The 21,928-nt window shown below is 42.3% G+C and carries 18 protein-coding genes and 3 tRNA genes; 12 read left to right on the forward strand and 9 right to left on the reverse strand.

From position 1 onward, the window contains the following. Positions 1 to 102 precede the first annotated feature (102 nt). The 7 genes from aroK to trpS all read left to right on the forward strand — a co-directional run bounded on the left by aroK (position 103) and on the right by trpS (position 6,714). Complete coding sequence (gene aroK, locus A923_RS0111245) at positions 103 to 618, forward strand: shikimate kinase AroK (RefSeq protein WP_017221787.1); 516 nt, start codon at positions 103 to 105, stop codon at positions 616 to 618. 10 nt (positions 619 to 628) lie between these two features. Beyond that, a complete protein-coding gene (gene aroB / locus A923_RS0111250) occupies positions 629 to 1,738 on the forward strand; it encodes a 3-dehydroquinate synthase (RefSeq protein ID WP_017221788.1) in 1,110 nt (369 codons plus the stop codon). Further along, the gene (locus A923_RS0111255; RefSeq protein ID WP_017221789.1) at positions 1,716 to 3,200 is read left to right on the forward strand and encodes an SPOR domain-containing protein; all 1,485 of its coding nucleotides are present in this window, start codon (positions 1,716 to 1,718) and stop codon (positions 3,198 to 3,200) included. Before aroB ends, A923_RS0111255 begins: the two co-directional genes overlap by 23 nt. A 69-nt stretch (positions 3,201 to 3,269) precedes the next feature. Further along, a complete protein-coding gene (locus A923_RS0111260) occupies positions 3,270 to 4,082 on the forward strand; it encodes a Dam family site-specific DNA-(adenine-N6)-methyltransferase (protein WP_017221790.1) in 813 nt (270 codons plus the stop codon). Between the two features lie 169 nt (positions 4,083 to 4,251). Beyond that, the gene (rpe, locus tag A923_RS0111265) at positions 4,252 to 4,926 is read left to right on the forward strand and encodes a ribulose-phosphate 3-epimerase (RefSeq protein ID WP_017221791.1); all 675 of its coding nucleotides are present in this window, start codon (positions 4,252 to 4,254) and stop codon (positions 4,924 to 4,926) included. Next, positions 4,919 to 5,590 carry a phosphoglycolate phosphatase gene (locus A923_RS0111270; protein ID WP_017221792.1) on the forward strand — a complete coding sequence of 224 codons (672 nt, stop codon included), beginning with the start codon at positions 4,919 to 4,921 and terminating at the stop codon, positions 5,588 to 5,590. The genes rpe and A923_RS0111270 overlap by 8 nt, the downstream gene beginning before the upstream one ends. A 122-nt stretch (positions 5,591 to 5,712) precedes the next feature. Continuing rightward, complete coding sequence (gene trpS / locus A923_RS0111275) at positions 5,713 to 6,714, forward strand: tryptophan--tRNA ligase (RefSeq protein WP_017221793.1); 1,002 nt, start codon at positions 5,713 to 5,715, stop codon at positions 6,712 to 6,714. Between the two features lie 79 nt (positions 6,715 to 6,793). On the opposite strand, the gene A923_RS0111280 is transcribed toward trpS, so the two are convergent. The 5 genes from A923_RS0111280 to cobA form a co-directional block, all read right to left on the reverse strand. Next, complete coding sequence (locus tag A923_RS0111280; RefSeq protein ID WP_017221794.1) at positions 6,794 to 7,402, reverse strand: MarC family protein; 609 nt, start codon at positions 7,400 to 7,402, stop codon at positions 6,794 to 6,796. Positions 7,403 to 7,717: 315 nt separating this feature from the next. Beyond that, the gene (locus A923_RS0111290; RefSeq protein ID WP_017221796.1) at positions 7,718 to 9,457 is read right to left on the reverse strand and encodes a bifunctional protein-serine/threonine kinase/phosphatase; all 1,740 of its coding nucleotides are present in this window, start codon (positions 9,455 to 9,457) and stop codon (positions 7,718 to 7,720) included. A 51-nt stretch (positions 9,458 to 9,508) separates the two neighbouring features. Beyond that, positions 9,509 to 9,835: a nitrite reductase small subunit NirD gene (nirD, locus tag A923_RS0111295; RefSeq protein ID WP_017221797.1), complete on the reverse strand. Its 327-nt coding sequence runs from the start codon at positions 9,833 to 9,835 to the stop codon at positions 9,509 to 9,511. A 95-nt stretch (positions 9,836 to 9,930) separates the two neighbouring features. Further along, positions 9,931 to 12,465 carry a nitrite reductase large subunit NirB gene (gene nirB / locus A923_RS0111300; RefSeq protein WP_017221798.1) on the reverse strand — a complete coding sequence of 845 codons (2,535 nt, stop codon included), beginning with the start codon at positions 12,463 to 12,465 and terminating at the stop codon, positions 9,931 to 9,933. An 11-nt stretch (positions 12,466 to 12,476) separates the two neighbouring features. Next, a complete protein-coding gene (gene cobA, locus A923_RS0111305; protein ID WP_017221799.1) occupies positions 12,477 to 13,295 on the reverse strand; it encodes a uroporphyrinogen-III C-methyltransferase in 819 nt (272 codons plus the stop codon). 399 nt (positions 13,296 to 13,694) lie between these two features. Between cobA and A923_RS0111310 the strand changes: the two genes are divergently transcribed. The 4 genes from A923_RS0111310 (at position 13,695) to A923_RS0111325 (ending at position 19,678) form a co-directional block, all read left to right on the forward strand. Continuing rightward, a complete protein-coding gene (locus tag A923_RS0111310; protein WP_017221800.1) occupies positions 13,695 to 15,884 on the forward strand; it encodes a molybdopterin oxidoreductase family protein in 2,190 nt (729 codons plus the stop codon). Positions 15,885 to 15,984: 100 nt separating this feature from the next. Beyond that, positions 15,985 to 17,886 (forward strand): DmsC/YnfH family molybdoenzyme membrane anchor subunit, encoded by a 1,902-nt coding sequence (locus A923_RS0111315; RefSeq protein ID WP_017221801.1) that lies wholly within the window; start codon positions 15,985 to 15,987, stop codon positions 17,884 to 17,886. Positions 17,887 to 18,365: 479 nt separating this feature from the next. Further along, entirely contained in the window at positions 18,366 to 19,229 is an 864-nt protein-coding gene (rpoH, locus tag A923_RS0111320) for an RNA polymerase sigma factor RpoH (protein WP_017221802.1), read from the forward strand. A gap of 110 nt (positions 19,230 to 19,339) precedes the next feature. Then, positions 19,340 to 19,678: a hypothetical protein gene (locus A923_RS0111325; protein ID WP_017221803.1), complete on the forward strand. Its 339-nt coding sequence runs from the start codon at positions 19,340 to 19,342 to the stop codon at positions 19,676 to 19,678. A 123-nt stretch (positions 19,679 to 19,801) separates the two neighbouring features. On the opposite strand, the gene A923_RS0111330 is transcribed toward A923_RS0111325, so the two are convergent. Then, on the reverse strand, positions 19,802 to 20,593 hold the full coding sequence (locus A923_RS0111330; protein ID WP_017221804.1) for a RelA/SpoT domain-containing protein: 792 nt from the start codon (positions 20,591 to 20,593) through the stop codon (positions 19,802 to 19,804). A gap of 266 nt (positions 20,594 to 20,859) precedes the next feature. Between A923_RS0111330 and A923_RS0111335 the strand changes: the two genes are divergently transcribed. Then, on the forward strand, positions 20,860 to 21,504 hold the full coding sequence (locus tag A923_RS0111335; RefSeq protein ID WP_017221805.1) for a YiaD family glycine zipper/OmpA-like lipoprotein: 645 nt from the start codon (positions 20,860 to 20,862) through the stop codon (positions 21,502 to 21,504). A gap of 116 nt (positions 21,505 to 21,620) precedes the next feature. Here A923_RS0111335 and A923_RS0111340 read toward each other — a convergent pair. The 3 genes from A923_RS0111340 to A923_RS0111350 form a co-directional block, all read right to left on the reverse strand. Beyond that, positions 21,621 to 21,696: transfer RNA gene (locus tag A923_RS0111340), tRNA-Asn, on the reverse strand. A gap of 6 nt (positions 21,697 to 21,702) precedes the next feature. Continuing rightward, a tRNA-Phe gene (locus A923_RS0111345) sits at positions 21,703 to 21,778 on the reverse strand. Positions 21,779 to 21,781: 3 nt separating this feature from the next. After that, positions 21,782 to 21,857 (reverse strand) — tRNA-Thr (locus A923_RS0111350). Positions 21,858 to 21,928 lie beyond the last annotated feature (71 nt).

Here is a 21,928-nt window from a genome sequence, read left to right on the forward strand (position 1 = left end):
GTCTCATCATTGATTACTATAATCAAGAGGATATTTTATAGGTAGGTCTGGTGCCCCCTAAGAAAAAGGGTGTTATTACTTTAGATTTATTGAAGAGTTAAAATGGCTGAAAAACGTAATATATTCCTAATAGGCCCAATGGGCGCAGGTAAAAGTACAATTGGTCGTCAACTAGCTAGCCAGTTGCATTTAGACTTTATCGATTCGGACCATGAGATTGAACGTCGTACTGGCGCAGACATTTCTTGGGTATTCGATGTTGAAGGTGAAGCTGGTTTTAGAGTTCGTGAGGCGGAAGTTATTGACGATCTAACACAAGAGCAAGGTATTGTGTTAGCAACGGGCGGTGGCTCAATTTTAAGTAAAGAAAGTCGTAATTACCTTTCTGCTCGTGGCGTAGTTGTTTATTTAGAAACAACTATTGATAAGCAGTTGGTCAGAACGTCACGCGATAAGCGTCGTCCTTTACTACAAACTGAAGAACCACGTGATGTTCTGGAAACATTAGCTGATGATCGTAATCCTTTGTATGAAGAGATTGCTGATTTTACAGTTAAAACAGATGAGCAAAGCGCTAAAATTGTTGCGAATCAGATCATAAAGTTATTGGATTTTTAATTGAGGTCACATGGAAAGGTTAACTGTTGAACTGGGTGAGCGGAGCTACCCTATTTATATTGGTGAAGGCGTATTAACGCAAGCAGAGCAATTTAAGTCTGCAATAACAACCAATAAAGTCGTCGTGATATCAAACGATACGGTTGCACCGTTGTATTTACAACGCGTACAAGCATTGTTACATGACTATGAATTTGACAGTATTATTCTTTCTGATGGTGAGCAATTTAAAACCTTAGATACTTTAAATGAAATATTTACCGCGCTACTGCGTGAGAATTGTGGACGTGATACCACGTTGATTGCTCTCGGTGGTGGTGTTATTGGTGACATGGTTGGCTTCGCGGCCGCCTGTTACCAACGCGGTATCCCCTTTATCCAAATCCCGACGACTGTGTTGAGTCAAGTTGATTCCTCGGTTGGCGGTAAAACGGCAGTTAACCATCCATTAGGTAAGAATATGATTGGCGCTTTTTATCAGCCCAATGCAGTTTTTATTGATACGGCTTGTTTAACTACCTTACCTCGACGCGAACTGGCGGCTGGTATGGCTGAAGTGATTAAGTACGGTATTATTTATGATGCAGACTTCTTTGCTTGGCTAGAAGACAACATGACAGCGCTGATGGCGCTTGATATCCCGGCATTAGAGTATGCAATTTATCGTTGTTGTGAAATTAAAGCTGAAATTGTTGCTATCGATGAAAAAGAGCAAGGCTTACGCGCATTGCTGAATCTTGGTCACACCTATGGTCATGCGATTGAAGCTGAAATGGGTTATGGCGTTTGGTTACACGGTGAAGCGGTCGCTGCTGGTATGATTATGGCAGCACAGACATCGGCAGCAATGGGTTTATTGACTGCTGCGCAAGTAACCCGTATTGCGGCGCTCATTACAGCGGCGGAATTACCGTTACTGGCGCCAGCAGAAATGGATTTTGATGCATTTATGCAGCACATGAAGCGTGATAAAAAAGTACTTAATGGTCAACTGCGTTTCATTCTACCAACCTCAATTGGTAGTGCTGAAGTGTTGTCGACAGTAACTGAAAACACATTACGTGATGTGGTGAACTTCCATAATCAGGCGGACTCTAGTGCACTATTCAGTTCAAACTGAAATATATTCTCAAACGCAGCTGTGTGAACGGCTGCGTCATCTCACACAATTCTCTTCACATTTATTACTCGTAAGCGGTGAGTCAGGTTCAGGTAAATCAACTGTATTACGGTATTATGTAGAATCAGATTTTAATCAGAAAACAATAACTATTGATGCACAGCAGTGTCATGATGATGCAGCGTTGCGAACGTTATTATTACAACAGATTAGTTATGATGGTCGTTTTAATGCCCACATCCCACTGTTCGATAGCTTACCGCTGCTTTCTAAGCAGCTCGAATATGAGCTGACGGTCTGTATTGATAATGCGATGGCATTGTCGGCTGCCAGCATTGCGGAATTTGCGCAATTAGTTGAACTAGGCCTTAATAATAGAATTAGTATTAAAGTAAATTTCATTTTATTTGCAGAAAGTAAGTGGGTTGATATAACCATGTCGCAGTTTGCAAAATCAGCAACCAATGTATTGGAGTTGGAAATGACCGAACTCGATCCACAAGCCGCTATAAAATTTGTACAGCAACAGTTTAATAATGCCGGTTATAAGCCTACATTCGTCAATCAGGATGCGATTAATCGTCAAATTGAAGCCTGCCAGGGTAATCCAGGCAAGTTAGAACAATGTGCGCAAGCGATTATGCAAGGTCAGGTATATAACCCTGAATCAGCAGTACAAGATACGGCACCTCAACCAGCTAAGAAGGTAAATAAGTCATTCTACTTGGCGGGTATGATTGCTGGGGTATTATTACTTGGTAGTGCCGGTTCATTTTTGTATGACGCGTATCAAGCAGAGCAACAGCAAGGCGCTGATAGCGTGATGGACGAGTCGTTGCAACATGATTCGTTAACGATGCAAGACGACACTGTGACGACGGCTACTGGCGATGCTGATGCAACGACTGCGATAGATGTCAGCACGCCGCAAATGTTTGCCAGCGATTGGGATGAGGAATTACCCACTGAAGTAGGTGAAACGATTACCCTCACAGATCCACCCGTGATTGAATCGAGTTTATCTACGCAGAAACAGCGTGTGGTGATTGATGATGCCGCGGTGAATAAGATGCTGGCTAAGCAACAAGCCGCGAGTGATGTGGTTGATAGTAAAGCTGTCGTAGACGATGTTGATAAAATTGTCATTAACTCCGTTTCAAGTGTGCCTAAAACAGTCGCTGGTAAAGCGTGGGTGATGGCGCAATCGGCGAAAAATTATACGTTTCAGATTGCTGGTTTAAGCCGTGAAACACAGCTAAAACAGTATCTAAGCGAGCATGAATTACCTGAAAATGTCTGGACGTATGAAACCGTGCGTAACAACAAACCTTGGTATGTCGTTCTTTATGGTAGTTTTAGCAGTGTTGAACAAGCAAACGTAGCAAAACTAAAATTACCAGCAGCGGTACAAAAAGATAAACCTTGGTTAAAACGATTCGCTCAGATACAAAGCAATTTATAAAAAAACAGCGCAATCTAGGTGTAATCCATGTACAATCGGCCCCCTTTTATTTAGCGGTATAAGTCACAAATGCAGAAAACGCGAGCCTTCTTAAAGTGGGCCGGAGGTAAGTATTCTCTGGTTGATCATCTACGTGAAAAATTACCGGCTGGTAAGCGTTTAGTTGAACCGTTTGTTGGTGCTGGATCGGTGTTTTTAAATACCGATTATGACGAATACCTGTTAAATGATATTAATCCTGATTTGATTAATATGTACAAGATCCTGCAGACCAAGCCGGAACAGTTTATTGCCGATGCGCAGCGTTTCTTTACGCCTGAATTTAATGATAAAGAACGTTATTATAAAATTCGTGAAAAATTTAACAAGACGACTAACCCTTATCAACGTTCGTTGATGTTCTTGTATATGAATCGTCATGGTTTTAATGGTTTATGCCGTTATAATAAATCCGGTGGCTTTAATGTGCCTTTTGGTTCTTACAAAAAACCATATTTCCCATTGAAAGAATTACGTTTTTTTGCTGAGAAATCTAAAAAAGCCACGTTCATTTGTGAATCGTATTCAGACGTTTATAAGCGTTTAGGCAGTGATGATGTGGTTTATTGTGATCCGCCGTATGCACCGTTAAGTACGACAGCGAGTTTTACCTCGTATGCAGCGAACGGCTTTAGTCTTGATGATCAGGCCCTGCTTGCCAAAGTGTGTCGTGAAACGTCAGAACAGCGCCAAATTCCGATATTAATATCGAATCATGATATTCCGTTAACCCGTGAACTTTACCATGGCTCTACATTTGAAGTGGTACAGGTTAAACGTACGATTAGCCGTAATGCGGGTAAACGTAACAAAGTTGACGAGTTGCTCGCGCTATACAGTTAAATTACGCTATGTAGCTAAACTCGCGCTTATTGACGTTAAATAGTCTTATATTCCTCGGTCAATCCTCCGTTGTCAGTGTTATTCTGGTTTTATTATTTTACCCTAGGGGCTAACTTAGGGTAAGATTTGCTACAGAGTAATGGAATAACAACAACTGAGAGCATGCCTAATGAAAAACTTTCTGATTGCCCCTTCAATTCTATCGGCCAACTTTGCTAGCTTAGGCCAAGAAGTCGATGCTGTACTAGCCGCTGGTGCGGATGTCATTCATTTTGACGTGATGGATAACCATTATGTGCCGAACTTAACGATTGGGCCAATGATCTGTAAAGCGTTACGTGATCATGGTGTAACGGCCCCGATTGATGTGCATTTAATGGTGCGACCTGTTGATCATATGATTAATGAGTTTGCCAAAGCCGGTGCAACGATGATTACCTTTCATGCAGAAGCATCTGATCATGTTGACCGTTCTCTGCAACTTATCAAAGAACACGGTTTAAAAGCAGGCCTGGTATTCAACCCTGCAACACCGCTACATCATTTAGATTATGTGATGGATAAGTTAGATATGATCCTACTAATGTCAGTTAACCCTGGTTTTGGTGGTCAAAGTTTTATTCCTTCAACATTACAAAAATTACGCGATGTGCGTAAATTAATTGACGCCAGCGGTCGTGATATTATTCTCGAAATTGATGGTGGCGTTAAAGTAGATAACATTCGTGAAATTGCAGAAGCGGGCGCAGATATGTTTGTTGCGGGCTCTGCGATTTACGGCCAAGCAGACTATAAAAAAGTCATTGATGAAATGCGTTCGGAGTTAGAAAAAGCCAATGTTTAAGCTTATTTGTTTTGATTTAGACGGTACCCTTGTTGATAGCGTACCTGATTTAGCCGCAGCAGTTAATTGCATGCTGAGTGATTTTGACCGTGCTCATTTTTCTGAAGATGAAGTACGTGGTTGGGTTGGCAATGGCGCACAAGTATTAGTACAACGTGCATTATCTGGCAGTGTCAATATTGCCGATGATATTGACCCTGCATTATTTAATGATGCACTAGCTTCATTCTTAAAGCACTATTCTGCAAATGTTTACACACACAGCGTGTTGTACCCAAATGTGAAAGAAACTTTAACAGCATTACGCGATGCTGGTTTCAAACTAGCAATCGTTACCAACAAACCTATGATTCAGACTACACCAGTACTTGAATTATCGGGTATTAGTGAGTTCTTTGAAGTGGTATTGGGTGGCGATTCTCTGGCTGAGAAAAAACCTAATCCATTACCGTTATTACATTGTTTAGCACATTATAAATTAACGCCAGCAGATGCGTTGATGGTTGGTGATTCTAAAAATGATATTATTGCAGCACAAGCGGCGAACTTTACTAGCTTTGGTTTAACTTATGGTTACAACTACGGTATTCCAATTAGCGACAGTAATCCTGATTTTGTTGCCGATGATATCAGTGAATTACTATCTGCAGTTAAACTGAAATAACCGTAAGTAGAAGTAATCGATTTACCTTGCGTAATGACATAAAACGTAACGAAATAAACAAAATTGGGTAAGCTGATACGCTTGCCCACAATTGAAAAATTAAGAGATTGGGAAATATATTTATGACAAAACCTGTGGTATTAAGTGGTATTCAGCCTTCTGGTAGTATGACGATTGGTAACTATATTGGTGCAATCAACCAATGGCTGGACATGCAGGAACACAGCGACTGTCATTTCATGCTTGCGGACTTACATACCATCACGGTACGTCAAGACCCGAAAGAGTTCAAATCACAAGTGCTTGAAGGCCTAGCAATGTATGTTGCGTGTGGTTTAAACCCTGAAAAGTCGACTATCTTTTTACAATCTCAAGTGCCAGAACATGCCCAATTGAGTTGGTTACTTAACTGTTATACGCAGATGGGTGAATTGAACCGCATGACGCAGTTTAAAGATAAATCGAATAACTCAAGCAGCAGTAATTCAGGTTTATATACTTACCCTGTATTGATGGCAGCAGACATTTTACTTTATCAAGCCGATGCTGTGCCGGTAGGCGATGATCAAAAGCAGCATTTAGAATTAGCACGTACTATCGCGACGCGTTTTAATAATATCTACGGTGACGTCTTTAAAGTACCAGAACCGATGATCCCAACATTGGGCGCGCGTATTATGAGCTTGCAAGATCCGCTGAAGAAAATGTCTAAGTCAGACGACAATCCAAAAGCGTTCATCAAATTATTAGATCCGCCAAAGCAGATTGCTAAGAAACTGAAAAGTGCAGTAACAGACAGTGATGAAAAAGCACGTATTTACTTTGATAACAAAGAAAAGCCGGGTGTATCTAACTTACTGACATTACTTTCTGTTGCGACTAAACGTCCAGTTGCTGATCTTGTGCCTGAATACGAAGATAAAATGTATGGCCACCTGAAAGGTGATACAGCAGACGCAGTAGTAGCGATGATTGAGCCTATTCAAGCACGTTACCACGAGTTACGTGCAGATGAGTCAGAACTGAACCGCATTATGCGTATCGGTGCTGAGAAAGCTTCTGAGCGCGCCGCACCGACATTAGCGAAAGCCTATGAAGCGGTTGGTTTTATCTCAAATAAATAGTTTATTACTGCAGTAATTGACGAATAATTGCATAGTAAGAGCCCTATATCTAACGGTATAGGGCTTTTTTGTGCCAGAATTAAAGTAAGAAATACACCTTAATACCTGACAATACGCTGTTTGTTGCCACGCTCGCTAAGATCATCCCCATTACTTTACTGATAATACTCGCGCCGCTGTTGCCGATGAAACGATGGATCCAGCTCGCTGCTAACATCAAGATAAACGCGATAAATAACACCGACAGCATTACGCCTGCGGTTTGCACTTGTTGGAATAGACTGAAACTCGAATTTTCCGTCAGTAGCACTGCTGCTAGCATTGCCCCTGGGCTAGCAAGAGAGGGCACTGCTAATGGAAAAATAGCCGTTTCGGTACTGTCTTTTACCATCTGCATTTCGGTATCGGGTTTGCTATCGCCAAATATCATACTCAAGGCAAACAAAAACAATATAATGCCGCCCGCAATTTCAAATGCTGGTAGCGGTATATCTATCGCCGTTAAAATTAATTCGCCTGCAACAATAAAAAATAGCAAGATAAGCGCTGCTGCACAGGCGGCCTGTAACGCTATTTTACGTTTTGCTTTTTCATCAAATTGACTGGTTGCGGCAATAAAGACAGGCACGGTGCCCACAGGATCAATCACAGCAAAGAAAAATATAAATACCGATATATAATCAATCATCGTCGTTTCCTATTATTATAATGTGGGCTATTCGCGGTGACGTATTGTGGTAACGAGTTGTGGCGGTAGATAAGAGTATGGCGTAATGCGGGCGTGGTGATTGTTATAATGAGTGCTAACACATCATTCATCGGTAATGGGCTCCTGTCATGCGTTGGGTTTAATTATACGGTAACCTCTATAACCTATGTAGATATAAAGTATATTAAAGAACTGTACTATACCTTGTATATGTTACGTATTTATTTAATACCCAGTGATATACCGGTGTTTTACGTATATTTACATACCAGCTTAGCTTTCAGCCTCAATCGCTTAACTGAATAACGAAATGCACAGTGCAAACAGCAGTAATAACGAGATAACTTGCCAAAAGCGTTCCGGATTCTTTTCAATTAAGGTTTGTTTACGATTGTTCTTATATTTAGGATTGGGGTGTTGTAACTCATATAACAGCTCTGATACATCGGCATGCCGTTTGTTAGGATCGAAGCGCAGGCCTTTTTTAATCGCGCCGTCTAACCAAAATGGTACTAACGGGTTGTACTCATAGGCGGCTATATATTTGGTACTCAGATAGGCTTTTTGGGAACGGCAGGTTTCGAGTTTACCGTTGAAAGGTTGTTTGCCGGTTAACATTTCAAAAATAATCACCGAAATAGCAAAGATATCTGATTGTGCTGTGCTGTCACCGTTAAGAACAGTCTCTGGGGCTGAGTAGGAGGCTGTGCCAAGGATCTTATCGCGTTGTAGTGGTGTGGCTATTTCCGCTATGCCTTTGACGAAACAAGAACCAAAATCGATGATCTTAACTTGGCCGTTATTATCGATCATAATATTGCCGGGCTTTAAGTCTTGATGCAGGGTTTCTTTACGGTGAAAAGCGCGTAAGCCTTTAATTACTTGCTCAACAATATTCAGTACTTCTTGGATCGGTGGATTTGGGTGTTGGTTTATCCATTGTTCTAACGTGATACCTTCAATGACTTCCATTAAATAATAGAGGTGACTTTTCTGCCGATTCGTTTCAACTATTTTTAAAATATGTGGATTATTTAAGCGTGAGCCTATCCAAGTCTCCATGGTAAAACGTTCGATATAGGCATGATCATCAATATAATTAACCGACGGCGCTTTCATGCAGTATTGCTGTTTAGTTTCCTTATCTTCGACTAAATACAAATGACTGCTGCTACTGGCGTGCAACGCTTTAATCACTTTCAGTCCATCAATCGATAAGCCTTTGCGTAATGCGGGAGGGAAGGGCATGGAAGCGAGGTGGACATGGACATCTTCAGCACTTAACTTAGGTAAGCTGTCGATACGTAACAATTGGCAGCTGATATTATCGTTACTGTTATTGGTCAGCGCCTGTTCAATGAGTTGTTCGCAGCAAGCTTCAAAGTCGCTCTCTGCCGATGTGTGGGTCTGTTGTACTATTTCGCGTAACTGTTTATCGCTAATAAAGTCATGTAAGCCATCTGTGGATAATAAAAACACATCACCGACTTGTAATTCCACCTCTTTATAATCGACATCGAGAGTGACATCGAGCCCCATCGCGCGGGCAAGGTAAGATTGTTTACTATTCACTACCGTGGTGTGGTCTCGGGTTAACTGCTCAAGACTATTGTTGCGTAAACGATAGATGCGTGAATCACCGACGTGAAGTAAATGTGCGGCGTGGGATTTAAATACAATCGCGCTTAAGGTCGTAAGATAACCTTTTTGTGCATCTGTAAATTGTCGACCCTGGCTGTATAACCAACGGTTTAATGCGGTAAGTACCTGACCAGTTGATTTACCAACTGACCAGGTTTCAGGCGTAGAGTAATAATCAGATAAGAAATTATGCACGCAGGTTTCACTGGCTTCTTTACCCGCTTCCGACGCGCTGACCCCATCGGCGATAATCGCGACCGCGCCCTTGGTGGTGAGCAGCAAATCATCAGGGATACGGATACCAATAGTATCTTCATTTTCAGCTTTAATGCCTGCCACTGAGCGCTGCCCTATGGTAAAGGTCGCGCCGCCTTGTAAGTGCCACTGTGACATAATGCTTCCTGTAAATGACTGCCTGTAAATAACATCGGATACAACACGTTATTACGCTGTAACTTCTACCATACCATCAGTAATACGCACCGCATATACAGGCACAGATAAAGCTTCATCTTCGAGACATTCACCTGTGGTTAGGCTGAAATGTTCTTTATACAGTGGTGATGAAACCGTTAATACATCTTTCACCGAGGTGATTAAGCCACGCGATAACACATTGGCTTTACTTGCCGGGCAGTAGTTATCAATCGCAAATAATTTATCGGTTTTACGGTCAAAGAAAATAGCAACTTGCTTACCGTTCACTAATGCACACACACCGGCATCTGGGGTAAGTTTTTCTTTTTCAATAATTGGAGTCCAAGTAATCATAATAAATCCTTAAATCTGGTGTTAGCAGGTGCGAGCACCTGCTACTGGTTGTTATGGTCGATGTCGTGATATTTATAATTGTCGTTAGCTAATCATTAGCTCACTTCAAGAACGGCAATTTGACCTGCTCGCTCTGCGGGTGTGGCAGGGCGGATTTGATCACGCACTTCAACAAACTGCACGGCGGTATCGCTTTCTTCAGAGTTAATGAAGTGCTTAAAGCGCAGTAGTTTTTCAGGACTTTCAATCGTGGTTTTCCACTCACATTGGTAGTTAGCAATGTTTTCGGCCATTGCCGATTCAAGCTCTGCGTTAAGATCCAGTTTGTCATTAATCACCACGTCTTTAAGGTAATCTAAACCACCATCAAGATTTTCTAACCAAACCGATGTACGTTGTAGACGGTCTGCAGTGCGGATATAGAACATCAATACACGATCAATATATTTGTACAAAGTGTCAGTATCTAGGTCGGTTGCGAATAAATCGGCATGACGGGGGCGCATACCACCGTTACCACAAACATAAAGACCCCAGCCACCTTCGGTAGCAATAATACCGATGTCTTTACCTTGGGCTTCAGCACATTCTCGTGTGCAACCAGAAACGCCGAACTTAATTTTATGTGGCGAGCGTAAGCCTTTGTAGCGGTTCTCTAGATCAATCGCCAGAGACATGCTGTCTTGCACACCATAACGACACCAAGTACTACCCACACACGATTTTACGGTACGCAGTGATTTACCGTAAGCATGGCCTGTTTCGAAGCCTTCGCGGATCAACCATGCCCATATTTCTGGTAATTCATGTAGTTGCGCACCAAATAAATCGATACGTAGTCCACCTGTTATCTTGGTATATAAGCCGTATTTTTTAGCTACTTCACCGAGTACGATTAATTTGTCTGGGGTGATCTCACCTGCTGGGATACGTGGTACAACAGAATACGTACCATCTTTTTGCATATTACCCAGGTAAACGTCATTCACGTCTTGCAGACCAAGATGATCGTCTTCGAGGATGTAGTCATTCCAGAATGACGCCAGAATATTAGCCACTGTCGGACGACAAACTTCACAACCATGGCCAGCGCCAAATTCAGTGATGAGTGCCTCGAAGGTTTTAATCCGTTTAACACGTATTATGTCTGCCAATTCGGCACGTGAGTAAGCAAAATGCTCACACAGGTCGGTATTCACTGCAACACCCATGCTTGCAAGTTCTGCATTCAGTACTTGCGTCACGAGTGCGCTACAACCACCACAACCGGTACCGGCTTTAGTGATGGTTTTAATATCACCGATGCTGGTTGCACCATCTTGTACTGCGGCACAAATTTGGCCTTTGGTTACATCAAGGCATGAACAAATAACCGCTGAATCAGGCAGGGCGTCAACACCCATGGTTACCGCGCCACCTTCTGCTGGTGGTACCAACATATTCTCGGGTGCACCAGGAATGTCCATGTCGTTTAAGTAAATTTGTAACCAAGTACCGTAATCTTCTGCTTCACCTACCATGACGGCGCCAAGTAGCTTTTTGCCACACTCACTAATCACTAGTTTTTTGTAAACTTGGTCAGCTTCGTTAGTGAATACATAGTTTTGTGCACCATCGGCATTACCGTGGGCATCACCGATACTGGCGACGTCAACACCGAGTAACTTCAGTTTGGTACTCATGTCTGCGCCAGTGAAGGCTAAGTCACCGCTACCAACGATTTGATCAACGGCCACTTTTGCCATTTGATAACCGGGAGCTACAAGACCGAAGATACGGCCTTGCCATAAGGCACATTCACCAATAGCGTAAATATTTTCATCAGAGGTTAAACACTGATCATTAATTTGAATACCACCACGTTCGCCGAGTGTTAGGTCGAAAGAGCGGGCTAGTTCGTCTTGTGGGCGAATACCGGCAGAGAAGATGATCATGTCTGTTTCAACGTGAGAGCCGTCAGCAAAGTTCATGCGGTAACGGCAGGTTTCACCTTTGACAATTTCTTTGGTATTTTTTTCGGTGTGAATATTTACGCCTAGCGCTGCAATTTTGTCGCGTAGGATTTTACCACCGCCGTCATCAACTTGCACTGCCATCAGGCGAGGGGCAAATTCAACCACGTGGGTTTCTAGACCTAACTGTTTAATTGCATTCGCGGCTTCAAGACCCAGCAGACCACCACCGACGACCACACCGACTTTACTTTCTTTTGCTGATGCGGTGATGTCTTCTAAATCTTCAATGGTACGGTAAACCAGACAATGGTCTTGGTCTTTACCTGGGATCGGCGGTACGAATGGATATGAACCGGTCGCCAGTACGAGTTTGTCGTAACTTTCAATACGGCCCTGCGCTGTGGTGACTGTTTTCGCGGCCTTATCAATACTCACTACTTTATCGTTAACAAAGTATTGCACGCCATTATCGTCATAATATTCTGGCGATGTCATCATTAAGTCATCAGCTGTTTTACCACTGAAATAAGCACTTAACTGCACACGATCATAAGCGAGGCGTGATTCTTCACTGAATGTGGTGATTTGTACTTCAGCCATTTTGTCTTGCTGAATAAATTGGTCAATGAAATGGTGACCTACCATGCCGTTACCGACAACTATAATTCTTTTCATGACATGCTCCGTTATGCGCTTAATTCTTGATTTTTTGCCGATTGCTCTAGATCTCGCCAGCTAAGTTGGTCTGCAAGAGAGACCACCTTACCAATGACTATCAGGCTAGGGCTTTGTAATTGATGTTCAATAGCGAGTGTTGGTAAAGTCGCGACTGTGCCAACGAATTCTCTTTGCTGTGGTGTCGAGCCGTTTTCTATCAACGCTGCAGGTGTATCACTGGCTAAACCGTGACTGATAAGTTGCGCTGAAATTTCCGCTAATTTACCCAGTCCCATATAGAACACTAAGGTGTGTTCAAGATGCGCAAGCTGCGACCAATTTAGATCTAACTGACCATCTTTTAGGTGTCCCGTAATAAAGGTACAGCCCGTTGATAGCCCTCTGTGGGTTAATGGGATACCGGCATAGGCAGTACAGCCTGATGCGGCGGTGACCCCCGGAACGACGCTGGTTTTTATACCGTGGGCATGGAGCACCAGTTGTTCTTCACTACCGCGGCCAAATACAAAGGGGTCGCCGCCTTTTAGACGACAAATATTCACACCTTGCTTCGCTTTATCGACCATGAATAAATTCAATTGGTCTTGTGGAATACAATGGTCGGCTTTTTTCTTACCCACATAGATAGCTTTGGTATGGGCTGGGAATAACGCTCTAATGTCGTGGCTAACCAAATTATCAAACAAGATAAGGTCGGCATTTTCAATCGCTTTCAATGCTTTTAGTGTGAGCAATTCTGGATCCCCCGGACCTGCTCCTACTAATGCAACGTGACCTAGCGTGCTGTTATTTTTTGATTGTGCTTTGGTAATTAATTCAACTGTCATGACTCACATCCCTGTAGTACTGCTCTGTTCTTTAATTACTGACAGATTCACTAATCTTACTAACGCAAAGACAATGCCAACTCTGTGATTAAAAGTTTAACCTTTGATATTAAAGGCTTTATTGTTAAAGCTTATTTTATATAAGGTTTTTTAGATGATTAAGCACTGTGATGTTGCACCAGTTTTTCCTTTATCGCACAGCCATGGTGCAGCTTAGAATGGGTGGGTGGTCATCTATGCGGTTAAAATGCATGAACGTGTGGATAAATAGCAGGAAGATGTCTGTGTTTATCAAGTTAAAGAAGCACATCGTCCTTTTTGTGGGGGGTTAAAGTAAGCTGGCTTGGTTATTGCTCTTCTGTGTTTATAACATGCAGAGTAATTCAATGGAGACGTCTTATGATTTTCGGACGCAAGGATCAAAAACCTATTCGCATTGCGGATAAACAGGTTAAAGAATGGAAATACACAACGTGTGGATATTGTTCTACAGGTTGTTCTATCGAAATAGGTATGAATGAGCAAGGGAAGGCTGTTGCGAGTAGAGGCGTAGCTGACGCGGATGTAAATCGAGGTAAATTGTGTATTAAAGGTATCTTTGAACATGAATTATTTGACGCGGCAGGGCGCGGTAATCATCCGCTGGTACGCGATCAAATTCATGACCAATATAAAGAAACCAATTGGGACAGTGCGCTCGATACCATGGGCGACAAAATTAAAGCCATTCAAGATCAATACGGTAAAGATGCATTTGCTATCGTTTCTACGGGTCAGTTATTAACGGAAGAGTTTTATACCTTAGGTAAATTAGCCCGTGGCTGTATTGGCACCAATAACTATGATGGTAATACTACCTTATGTATGGCGTCTGCTGTATCGGGTTATAAGCGCTCGTTTGGTTCGGATGGCCCGCCGGGTTGTTACGATGATTTCTCCCATACCGATTGTTTGATTGCCTGGGGATCTAACTTACCAGAGCAACACCCAGTTATTTACTGGCGCTTAAAAGAAGCTAAAGAAAAACGTAACTTCCCGCTTATCGTGGTTGATCCGCGCGTGACTATGTTGGCCCAGTTTGCTGATATTCACTTACCGATTAGCCCTGGTACCGATATCGTCTTACAAAACGCCTTAATGCACGTGATCTTAAAAGAAGGCCTTGAAGATAAAGATTATATTGAAAAATACACCACAGGTATTGAAGCATTAACCGCCTGCGTTGCCGAGTTTGACCCAACATCTGCCGCTAAAATTTGCGGTATTGATGAAGATACCATTCGTCATGTCGCGCGTTTATTTGCTAAAGCAGGTAAAGCGATGAGTATCTGGACCATGGGCCTGAATCAAAGTACCCACGGTAGTGATGCAATTACCGGGTGTAATTCATTATCACTGATCACCGGTAATATCGGTGTGCCGGGTGGTACGAGCTTATCGATTACTGGTCAATGTAATGCCATGGGCACACGCGAGTGGTCTTCGTGTTCTGGTCTACCGGGTTATCGCGCATTAGAAAAAGAACAAGACCGTAATGATATTGCAGAATTCTGGGGTATTGATCCTGAGTTCTTCCCGAAAAAACGTGGTTTAGCACAAACGGATATTTTCCCTGCCATTGAAACAGGACAAATTAAAGGTCTGTGGCTGGTGGCGACAAACCCAATGACGTCGATGCCGAATACCTCGCGTATTCGTAAAACCCTAGAGAAGTTAGATTTCTTAGTGGTGCAGGATGCTTATAAAGATGTAGAAACAACACAATACGCGCATATGTTTTTACCTGCCGCAGTATGGGCAGAGAAAGAAGGGGTATTCACCAATACCGAACGCCGTGTTAACCGGGTGACTAATGTACAGGCACCGAAAGGTAATTCTAAGTCTGACTTCTGGATCTTTTCCGAACTGTCTAAACGTTTTGAAAACGGCCACAAGATCACTTTTCCTGTGACCACCGAGGAAGCGTTTGAAGAAATGAAAACACTGTCTAAAGGGGCGGGGCGTAATCTTGATATTTCCGGTATGACTTACGAAAAAATTGAAAAAGCCCGTGGTCTACAATGGCCATACCGTGAAGGTGCGACGAATAACGACGAAGGTGCACGTTTGTATACCGATGGCAAGTTTGCCACACCTACAGGTAAAGCCAATTTGATCCCATTACCTTGGGTTGATAATAACGAACACCCTTGTGAAGAATACCCATTCTGGCTCAACACTGGCCGTGTAGTAGAGCATTTTCATACCCGTACGCGTACCGGTAAAATGGGTAACTTAAACAAATATAGCCCTACACCGTATATGGAAATGAACCCAGATGCAGCGGCCAAATTGGGCATTAAACATCAAAGTTATGTGCGTATCGCTTCTCGTCGTGGCGATGCGGTAGTGATGGTGCAATTAACCCAACGTGTCGCGCCAAACGCCGTGTTTATTCCATTCCATTTCCATGATTGTGTCAATCGTTTGTGCCTTGGCCTGCTTGATCCGCATTCTCGTCAACCTGCCTTTAAGCAGAGTTCACTGCGTATTGAACATGTTGATCAAAAATTGGCGGCGAAAATGAACCGTGAACGACGTACATATTAATGTTATCGCAGTAGTCGTCATGGCATAAGCCGCCATCGTATAACGGTGATGATATAGAAAGTGATGGCATAGAGCACGATGACATAACAAGGGATTAATTATGTTAGACAAGTTAGAACAGTTTAGAGACCGCCTTGATCAAATCGGGGCGGCAGAAAAACCGGTAGTTGCAGAGGGAACACCTATTTTTGAATCCCGTAAGGGTGAACAAAGTTACGCAAAACTAGCCGATGTAGAAATATTTGATGTTAATACCTACGGTAAAAAAATTGATTTAATTGAACGAACAGAAGGTAAGTTACCGGTTGGCCGTTCGATGAATATTAATGAAAATAAAGCGGTGGGTGATAACCCCAATCGGAATAAACAACATGCCTTTCATTTTACCGCCGATAACTGTATTGGTTGTCATGCGTGTGAAGCGGCGTGTAGTGAAAAGAATGATAACCCTGCGCATATTGCCTTCCGTAGTGTTGGTTATGTTGAGAGTGGCAGTTACCCTGATTACAAACGGATTAATATTTCGATGGCGTGTAACCATTGTGATGATCCGGTTTGTTTAAAAGGCTGCCCAACTAAAGCCTATACCAAACACGTTGAGTACGGTGCGGTATTACAAGATCCGGATACCTGTTTTGGTTGTGGTTATTGTACTTGGGTTTGTCCTTATAACGCACCCCAGCTTGATCCGATTAAAGGTCAGGTATCGAAGTGTAATATGTGTGTGGACCGTTTAGAAATTGGCTTAAAGCCGGCTTGTGTATCGGCCTGTTTAGGCAATGCGCTTAACTTTGGTGTCGTTGAAAATACCCCCGAGAATCGCGTGCAAGCTAAAACGTCAATGCCAGGATTCCCTGATCCAAGTATCACCAACCCCAATATTCGTTTCCAACAAACCACCAGTACCCAGCGTGAAATGACGCGTACCGATAATATGCCGCTTAAATATCACAAACAAGACGACGGTTCATTCCGCTCTGTTGTTGATGAAAAAGACGGTAAAGAACAATGGTGGAACTTAGCTCGCTTGAGTTCTCGTGAGAATCCATTGGTGATATTTACCTTGTTCTCGCAAGCGGCGATGGGTGCATTTGCACTTATCTTCCTTGGCCCATTATTGGGTGTTGAGAGCCTAATTGGTTTTGCCGAGTCTGGTGCCGGTTTATCACTGCTGGTTATCCTAATGGCCATGCAAGCGATTGCGTTATTAATGTCGACGCTTCACTTAGGAAAACCGAAGCGTTTCTACCGAGGTTTTAATAATTTAGCCCATTCACCGGTGAGTCGAGAAGGACTTGGTGTGGCTTTATTCTTTGGTTTTATGGGCGCATTCACCTTTTTCCAAGGTATTGCTTGGTTCTTTGAGCTGGGCTTATTTAACTATGTGGCCAATGCCTTTGGTGTGCTGGCGTTAATTGGTAGTGCTGGTGGCTTATTTTATATGTACCGTAGTTACCGTATTAAAGCGCGTCCGTTCTGGGATCACTGGCAAACAGCGTGTGCTTTCGTTGGTTCTACCGTGGCACTGGGCACTATATTAACCGCGTTAGTGGCGATAATAGGTGGCGCTCAGCTGTATCCTTTACTGTTTGACCTCGCGCCGATTGCCATCACAGGTTTAGTGATTGAAGCATTTGGTCTATACATGCATGCAAAACATCTTAATGTCGAACAGGGTGAAGGTGCGGCGTCGCATTACGTGCAATGCACCACCTTCGGTAAAACTTATATGCTGCGTAACGTTGCTGTTGCCATTAATGTCCTTGCGGTGTCGCTGCTAGGGCTATTAGCGCCATCAGGCTGGTTAAGTTTGTTATGGTTATTACCTGTGATATCAATTGTATTGGCGTCAACGGTCAGTCGTGCGCTGTTCTATGTCCTGGTTATTCCAACGACTATGCCTGGTGCATTCTTTTGGAAAAATAAAGGCTTTGAACAACATGCACGTGATGTTGGTTTAGCGGATATGCCCCAAGTCGGTGTTATCCCTGACTTGCACTAAATTGCAGATAAGCGTTCAATGTAGGCGGTAATAAACCTGAGATAGGGTGTGATGAGGGCAGCGCTGGCTGCCCTTTTTACTGCTGAGTCATGCTTTGTTTTTACAAAGCATATTTTACCCTAGGACATTTTCATGAGAATAATGAATCTTATTGATTATTGAAAGTCATACTAAAGGATTAGCCGATTGATTCATTTTGGTTTGTCATGTTAATGTAATTTTCTGTAATTATACTAGAGCTTTTCCAATCTGGCGTTAAACTAGATTGTACATAAATAATACAGTTGTCGTGAGATTGGGTGATTTTCATCTAATTATCAATAGGCTGAATTATCTATTTCAAACATTTAAGACAACTATGTTTAATATTTAAGACAATATAGTTTATTTGTGCGGTCACGCTGATTGCCGAATTTGTCGATAAGCACCAGTCGTGATAATATTGCGCAGATTAATTTGTAATAATGGGAGAATTGTTGATGAGCAAAGATATGCAAAGTATGGCTTTAGTTCCTCAGGGTAGCATTGAAGCCTATATCCAAGGCGTGAATACCATACCAATGTTGACTGCTGAACAAGAAAAGGAACTAGGCGAACGTTTGCAGAATGAAGGTGATGTAGATGCTGCCCGTCAGTTGATCATGTCACATCTACGCTTTGTTGTTCACGTTGCCCGTGGTTACGCAGGTTATGGACTTTCTCAAGCTGACTTGATTCAAGAAGGCAACATCGGCTTAATGAAAGCCGTGAAACGATTTAATCCAGCAGTTGGCGTAAGACTTGTGTCTTTTGCTGTGCATTGGGTTAAAGCTGAAATTCATGAGTTTGTGCTACGTAATTGGCGTGTAGTTAAAGTTGCGACGACTAAAGCGCAACGTAAACTATTCTTTAATCTACGTAAATCAAAAAAACGCTTAGGCTGGTTTACCCATGCTGAAGTGCAAACTGTTGCGGATAACTTGGGTGTTTCTACTAAAGATGTAGTGGAAATGGAATCAAGAATGTCTTATTCAGATCAAGCATTTGATTTATATGCTGATGATGATAGCGATAAAGACTCTGGTTCAATGAGCTTTTCGCCAGCGCAGTATTTAGAAGATAATGCGTCAGATGTTGCACAACAAGTTGAACGTGAAAACTGGGATAAAAGTGCATCTCGACGTTTAACTAGCGCGATTTCTGAATTAGATGATCGTAGCCAAGATATTGTTAATTCTCGTTGGTTAGCGGAAGATAAAGCCACGCTACAAGAGTTAGCTGACCGCTATGGTGTATCGGCCGAACGTGTTCGTCAGTTAGAGAAAAATGCGATGAAAAAACTACGCGAGTTTATTGCAGAATAACGAACATACCGAATTGTTAAAAAATGAGGTCTCCATTGGAGGCCTCATTTTTTTTGACAAAAAATAAGTAAATAAACGTTAATTGTATTTGATGATAGATGGAAAGAAGCATGAATAGAGATCCCTTGTTTGGTTTTCAGGGCAGTGAGCTTAAACGTTATTTAGAACGTAATAAGTTAACTGAAGAGCAAATTATTTTGGTTTATAACGGGTCTGGGATGACACATGAATATAACCTCGCACAAGTTGTAATACCTGAAGAGGGTAAGCAAAAACGGATTGTAGTGCGACTCTTAAATAGCGATGAAGAAGTCACGTTCTTCCGAACCGGTAAAAGTGTATTAAAGAAAGATGCGCATTATAAAGTATTGCCGATGGTGCCTTGGTTAATGGCTCGTTTTGGTCGCCAAGAGCAGATCCGCTTTAACTGGAAGTGGGGTTATGTTTAACCCTTCGCGTTAAGTTTAAGGTTTAGAAGAGAGTAGGCCCAATCATTAATGTAATGATTGGGCCTTTTTATTATGGATAGATGGTTATTACTATATTGTAATTAAGACTGGTTAAATAAAGGCTTATGCCATTTGTTTAAAACTGGTTTTTAGTTCTAACATTAACTGTTGTTGCCAAGCTACTTGGTACAGACTGGTTGACTCTTCTTTCAACTGCGTGACTTTAAATGCTTCAATTTCTGATACGTCACGTTGTTGCTGTTGGGCATTGTGGTTGATTTGTTGGATCTGGGCATAATTATCATGCTCTGGACCATTCTTAATCGCTTCAATACGATCTAAATGTAATTGCACTTCAACCACCATTTGTGATTTTGGTAAGCGCACTAATAAATTGATATCGCGGTAACCATTTTGTTTTGGGTTGTTAAAGCGATTCTTTACTTGGACGATATCGGTTTCTTGTTCAAGTAATTCATACGCTGTAATTAACTCTTGGCTGTTTTTAGCAATAATTGAACTGCGGGCTAAGTCGGTAATTTTTTCTACGGCACCGCCATGTTTATTGCTAATTTTAGCTTGGGCACGTGCCACACTTTTAATGTCTGGGATCACGGCACTGGTTTGTGACATTAAGGCTATTTGTTTAGTCAGTGTCGCAAGCTCGTCTTGCGCTGTTGTAGCTAAGGTATAAAGCGTGTCGAAGTCGCTATAAGGTTGAATGATATTGGTGTTGTTAATGTCTGGAAGCTGATAAAGCCCTGCTAAGTCTTTGCTTAGCTGTGTACGTACTCTGTTCGTCGCATTGCCGTTATTTGATACTTGACTAAGGCTAAGCATGGTAGCGGCTTCAAGCGGCGCTTTACCTGCTAGCATTAGTACTAAAATTAGTGATGTTCTTAGAAAGCTATACATAGGTATCCTTTTTGAGAAAACGCATTCGCATCATTGTATGCTGATACTTAGTAATATATGAGTGCGCAGAGTCACAATTCAAGGCTAGGCATTGTAAAGCTGTGTAAGATGTAATTAGACTGGTAAAATCTTGCGACAGATGTCACTATTTTTAGGGCCTAGGGTTATTTAACTAGTAAATATACCGATGCGATTGTATTTTATTTAAGATACAGTGTGCTCAATATCTCACTTACTATATCGTTTCTATAATTAAGGTTTATCTAATGATGAAAAAAACAATGACAGCACTAATGATTGTTGCAGCTCTTACTGGTTGTGCCCGTCAAAACGCGACAACAGGCGAAGAAGAAACGAATACGGCTACTAAATCTGCAATTGGCGGCGCTATTGCTGGTGCATTAGCTGGTGCAGCTACAGGCAAGAAAAATGGCGCATTATTTGGTGCTGTTGGCGGCGCTGCAATTGGTGGTGGTATTGGTTACTATTTCGATCAACAAGAAGAAGCTTTACGTAAAGAATTAACTGACTCAGGTGTACAAGTTAAGCGTGTTGGCGAAAACGAATTACAGTTGGTGATGGCGAAAGGTATTGGTTTCCAAACGGCAGGTTATAACTTGAGCTCTGATATCTACTCAAGCTTAAACAGCGTGGCTAAAGTACTGAATGAATACCCTGACTCATCATTACGTATTATTGGTCACACGGACAGTGTAGGCAGTTCAGAATCAAACTTAACGCTTTCTGAAGAAAGAGCTGAATCGGTGAGCGATTACTTGAATAAACGTGGCGTTAAATCAGGCCGTTTATCAACACGTGGTTATGGCGAACGTCGTCCAATTGCGTCAAATGAGACTAGTACTGGTCGTTCAGCTAACCGTCGTGTAGAAATTAGCATTACAGCGAACTAATTCTGCTAACGAATGCTTTTACTTTTATTAAACCGAACCTAGTGTTCGGTTTTTTTATATCTATAAATTTTGGACGAAAAAAAACCCAGTTAAATAAATAACTGGGTCTTCTTAATTGGCTCCCCTTGCTAGACTCGAACTAGCGACATATGGATTAACAGTCCACCGTTCTACCAACTGAACTAAAGGGGAATTGTATGGTGCCCGAACCCGGAATTGAACCAGGGACACGAGGATTTTCAATCCTCTGCTCTACCAACTGAGCTATTCGGGCAAATGGTGCCGACTGCCGGAGTCGAACTGGCGACCTACTGATTACAAGTCAGTTGCTCTACCTACTGAGCTAAGTCGGCACTAAATGCGCTAATAAAAATATCTACAATCAAAATATCTTTACTTATTAATATGGTGCCCGAACCCGGAA

This window comes from Moritella dasanensis ArB 0140 (genome assembly GCF_000276805.1).
GTDB lineage: Bacteria > Pseudomonadota > Gammaproteobacteria > Enterobacterales > Moritellaceae > Moritella > Moritella dasanensis.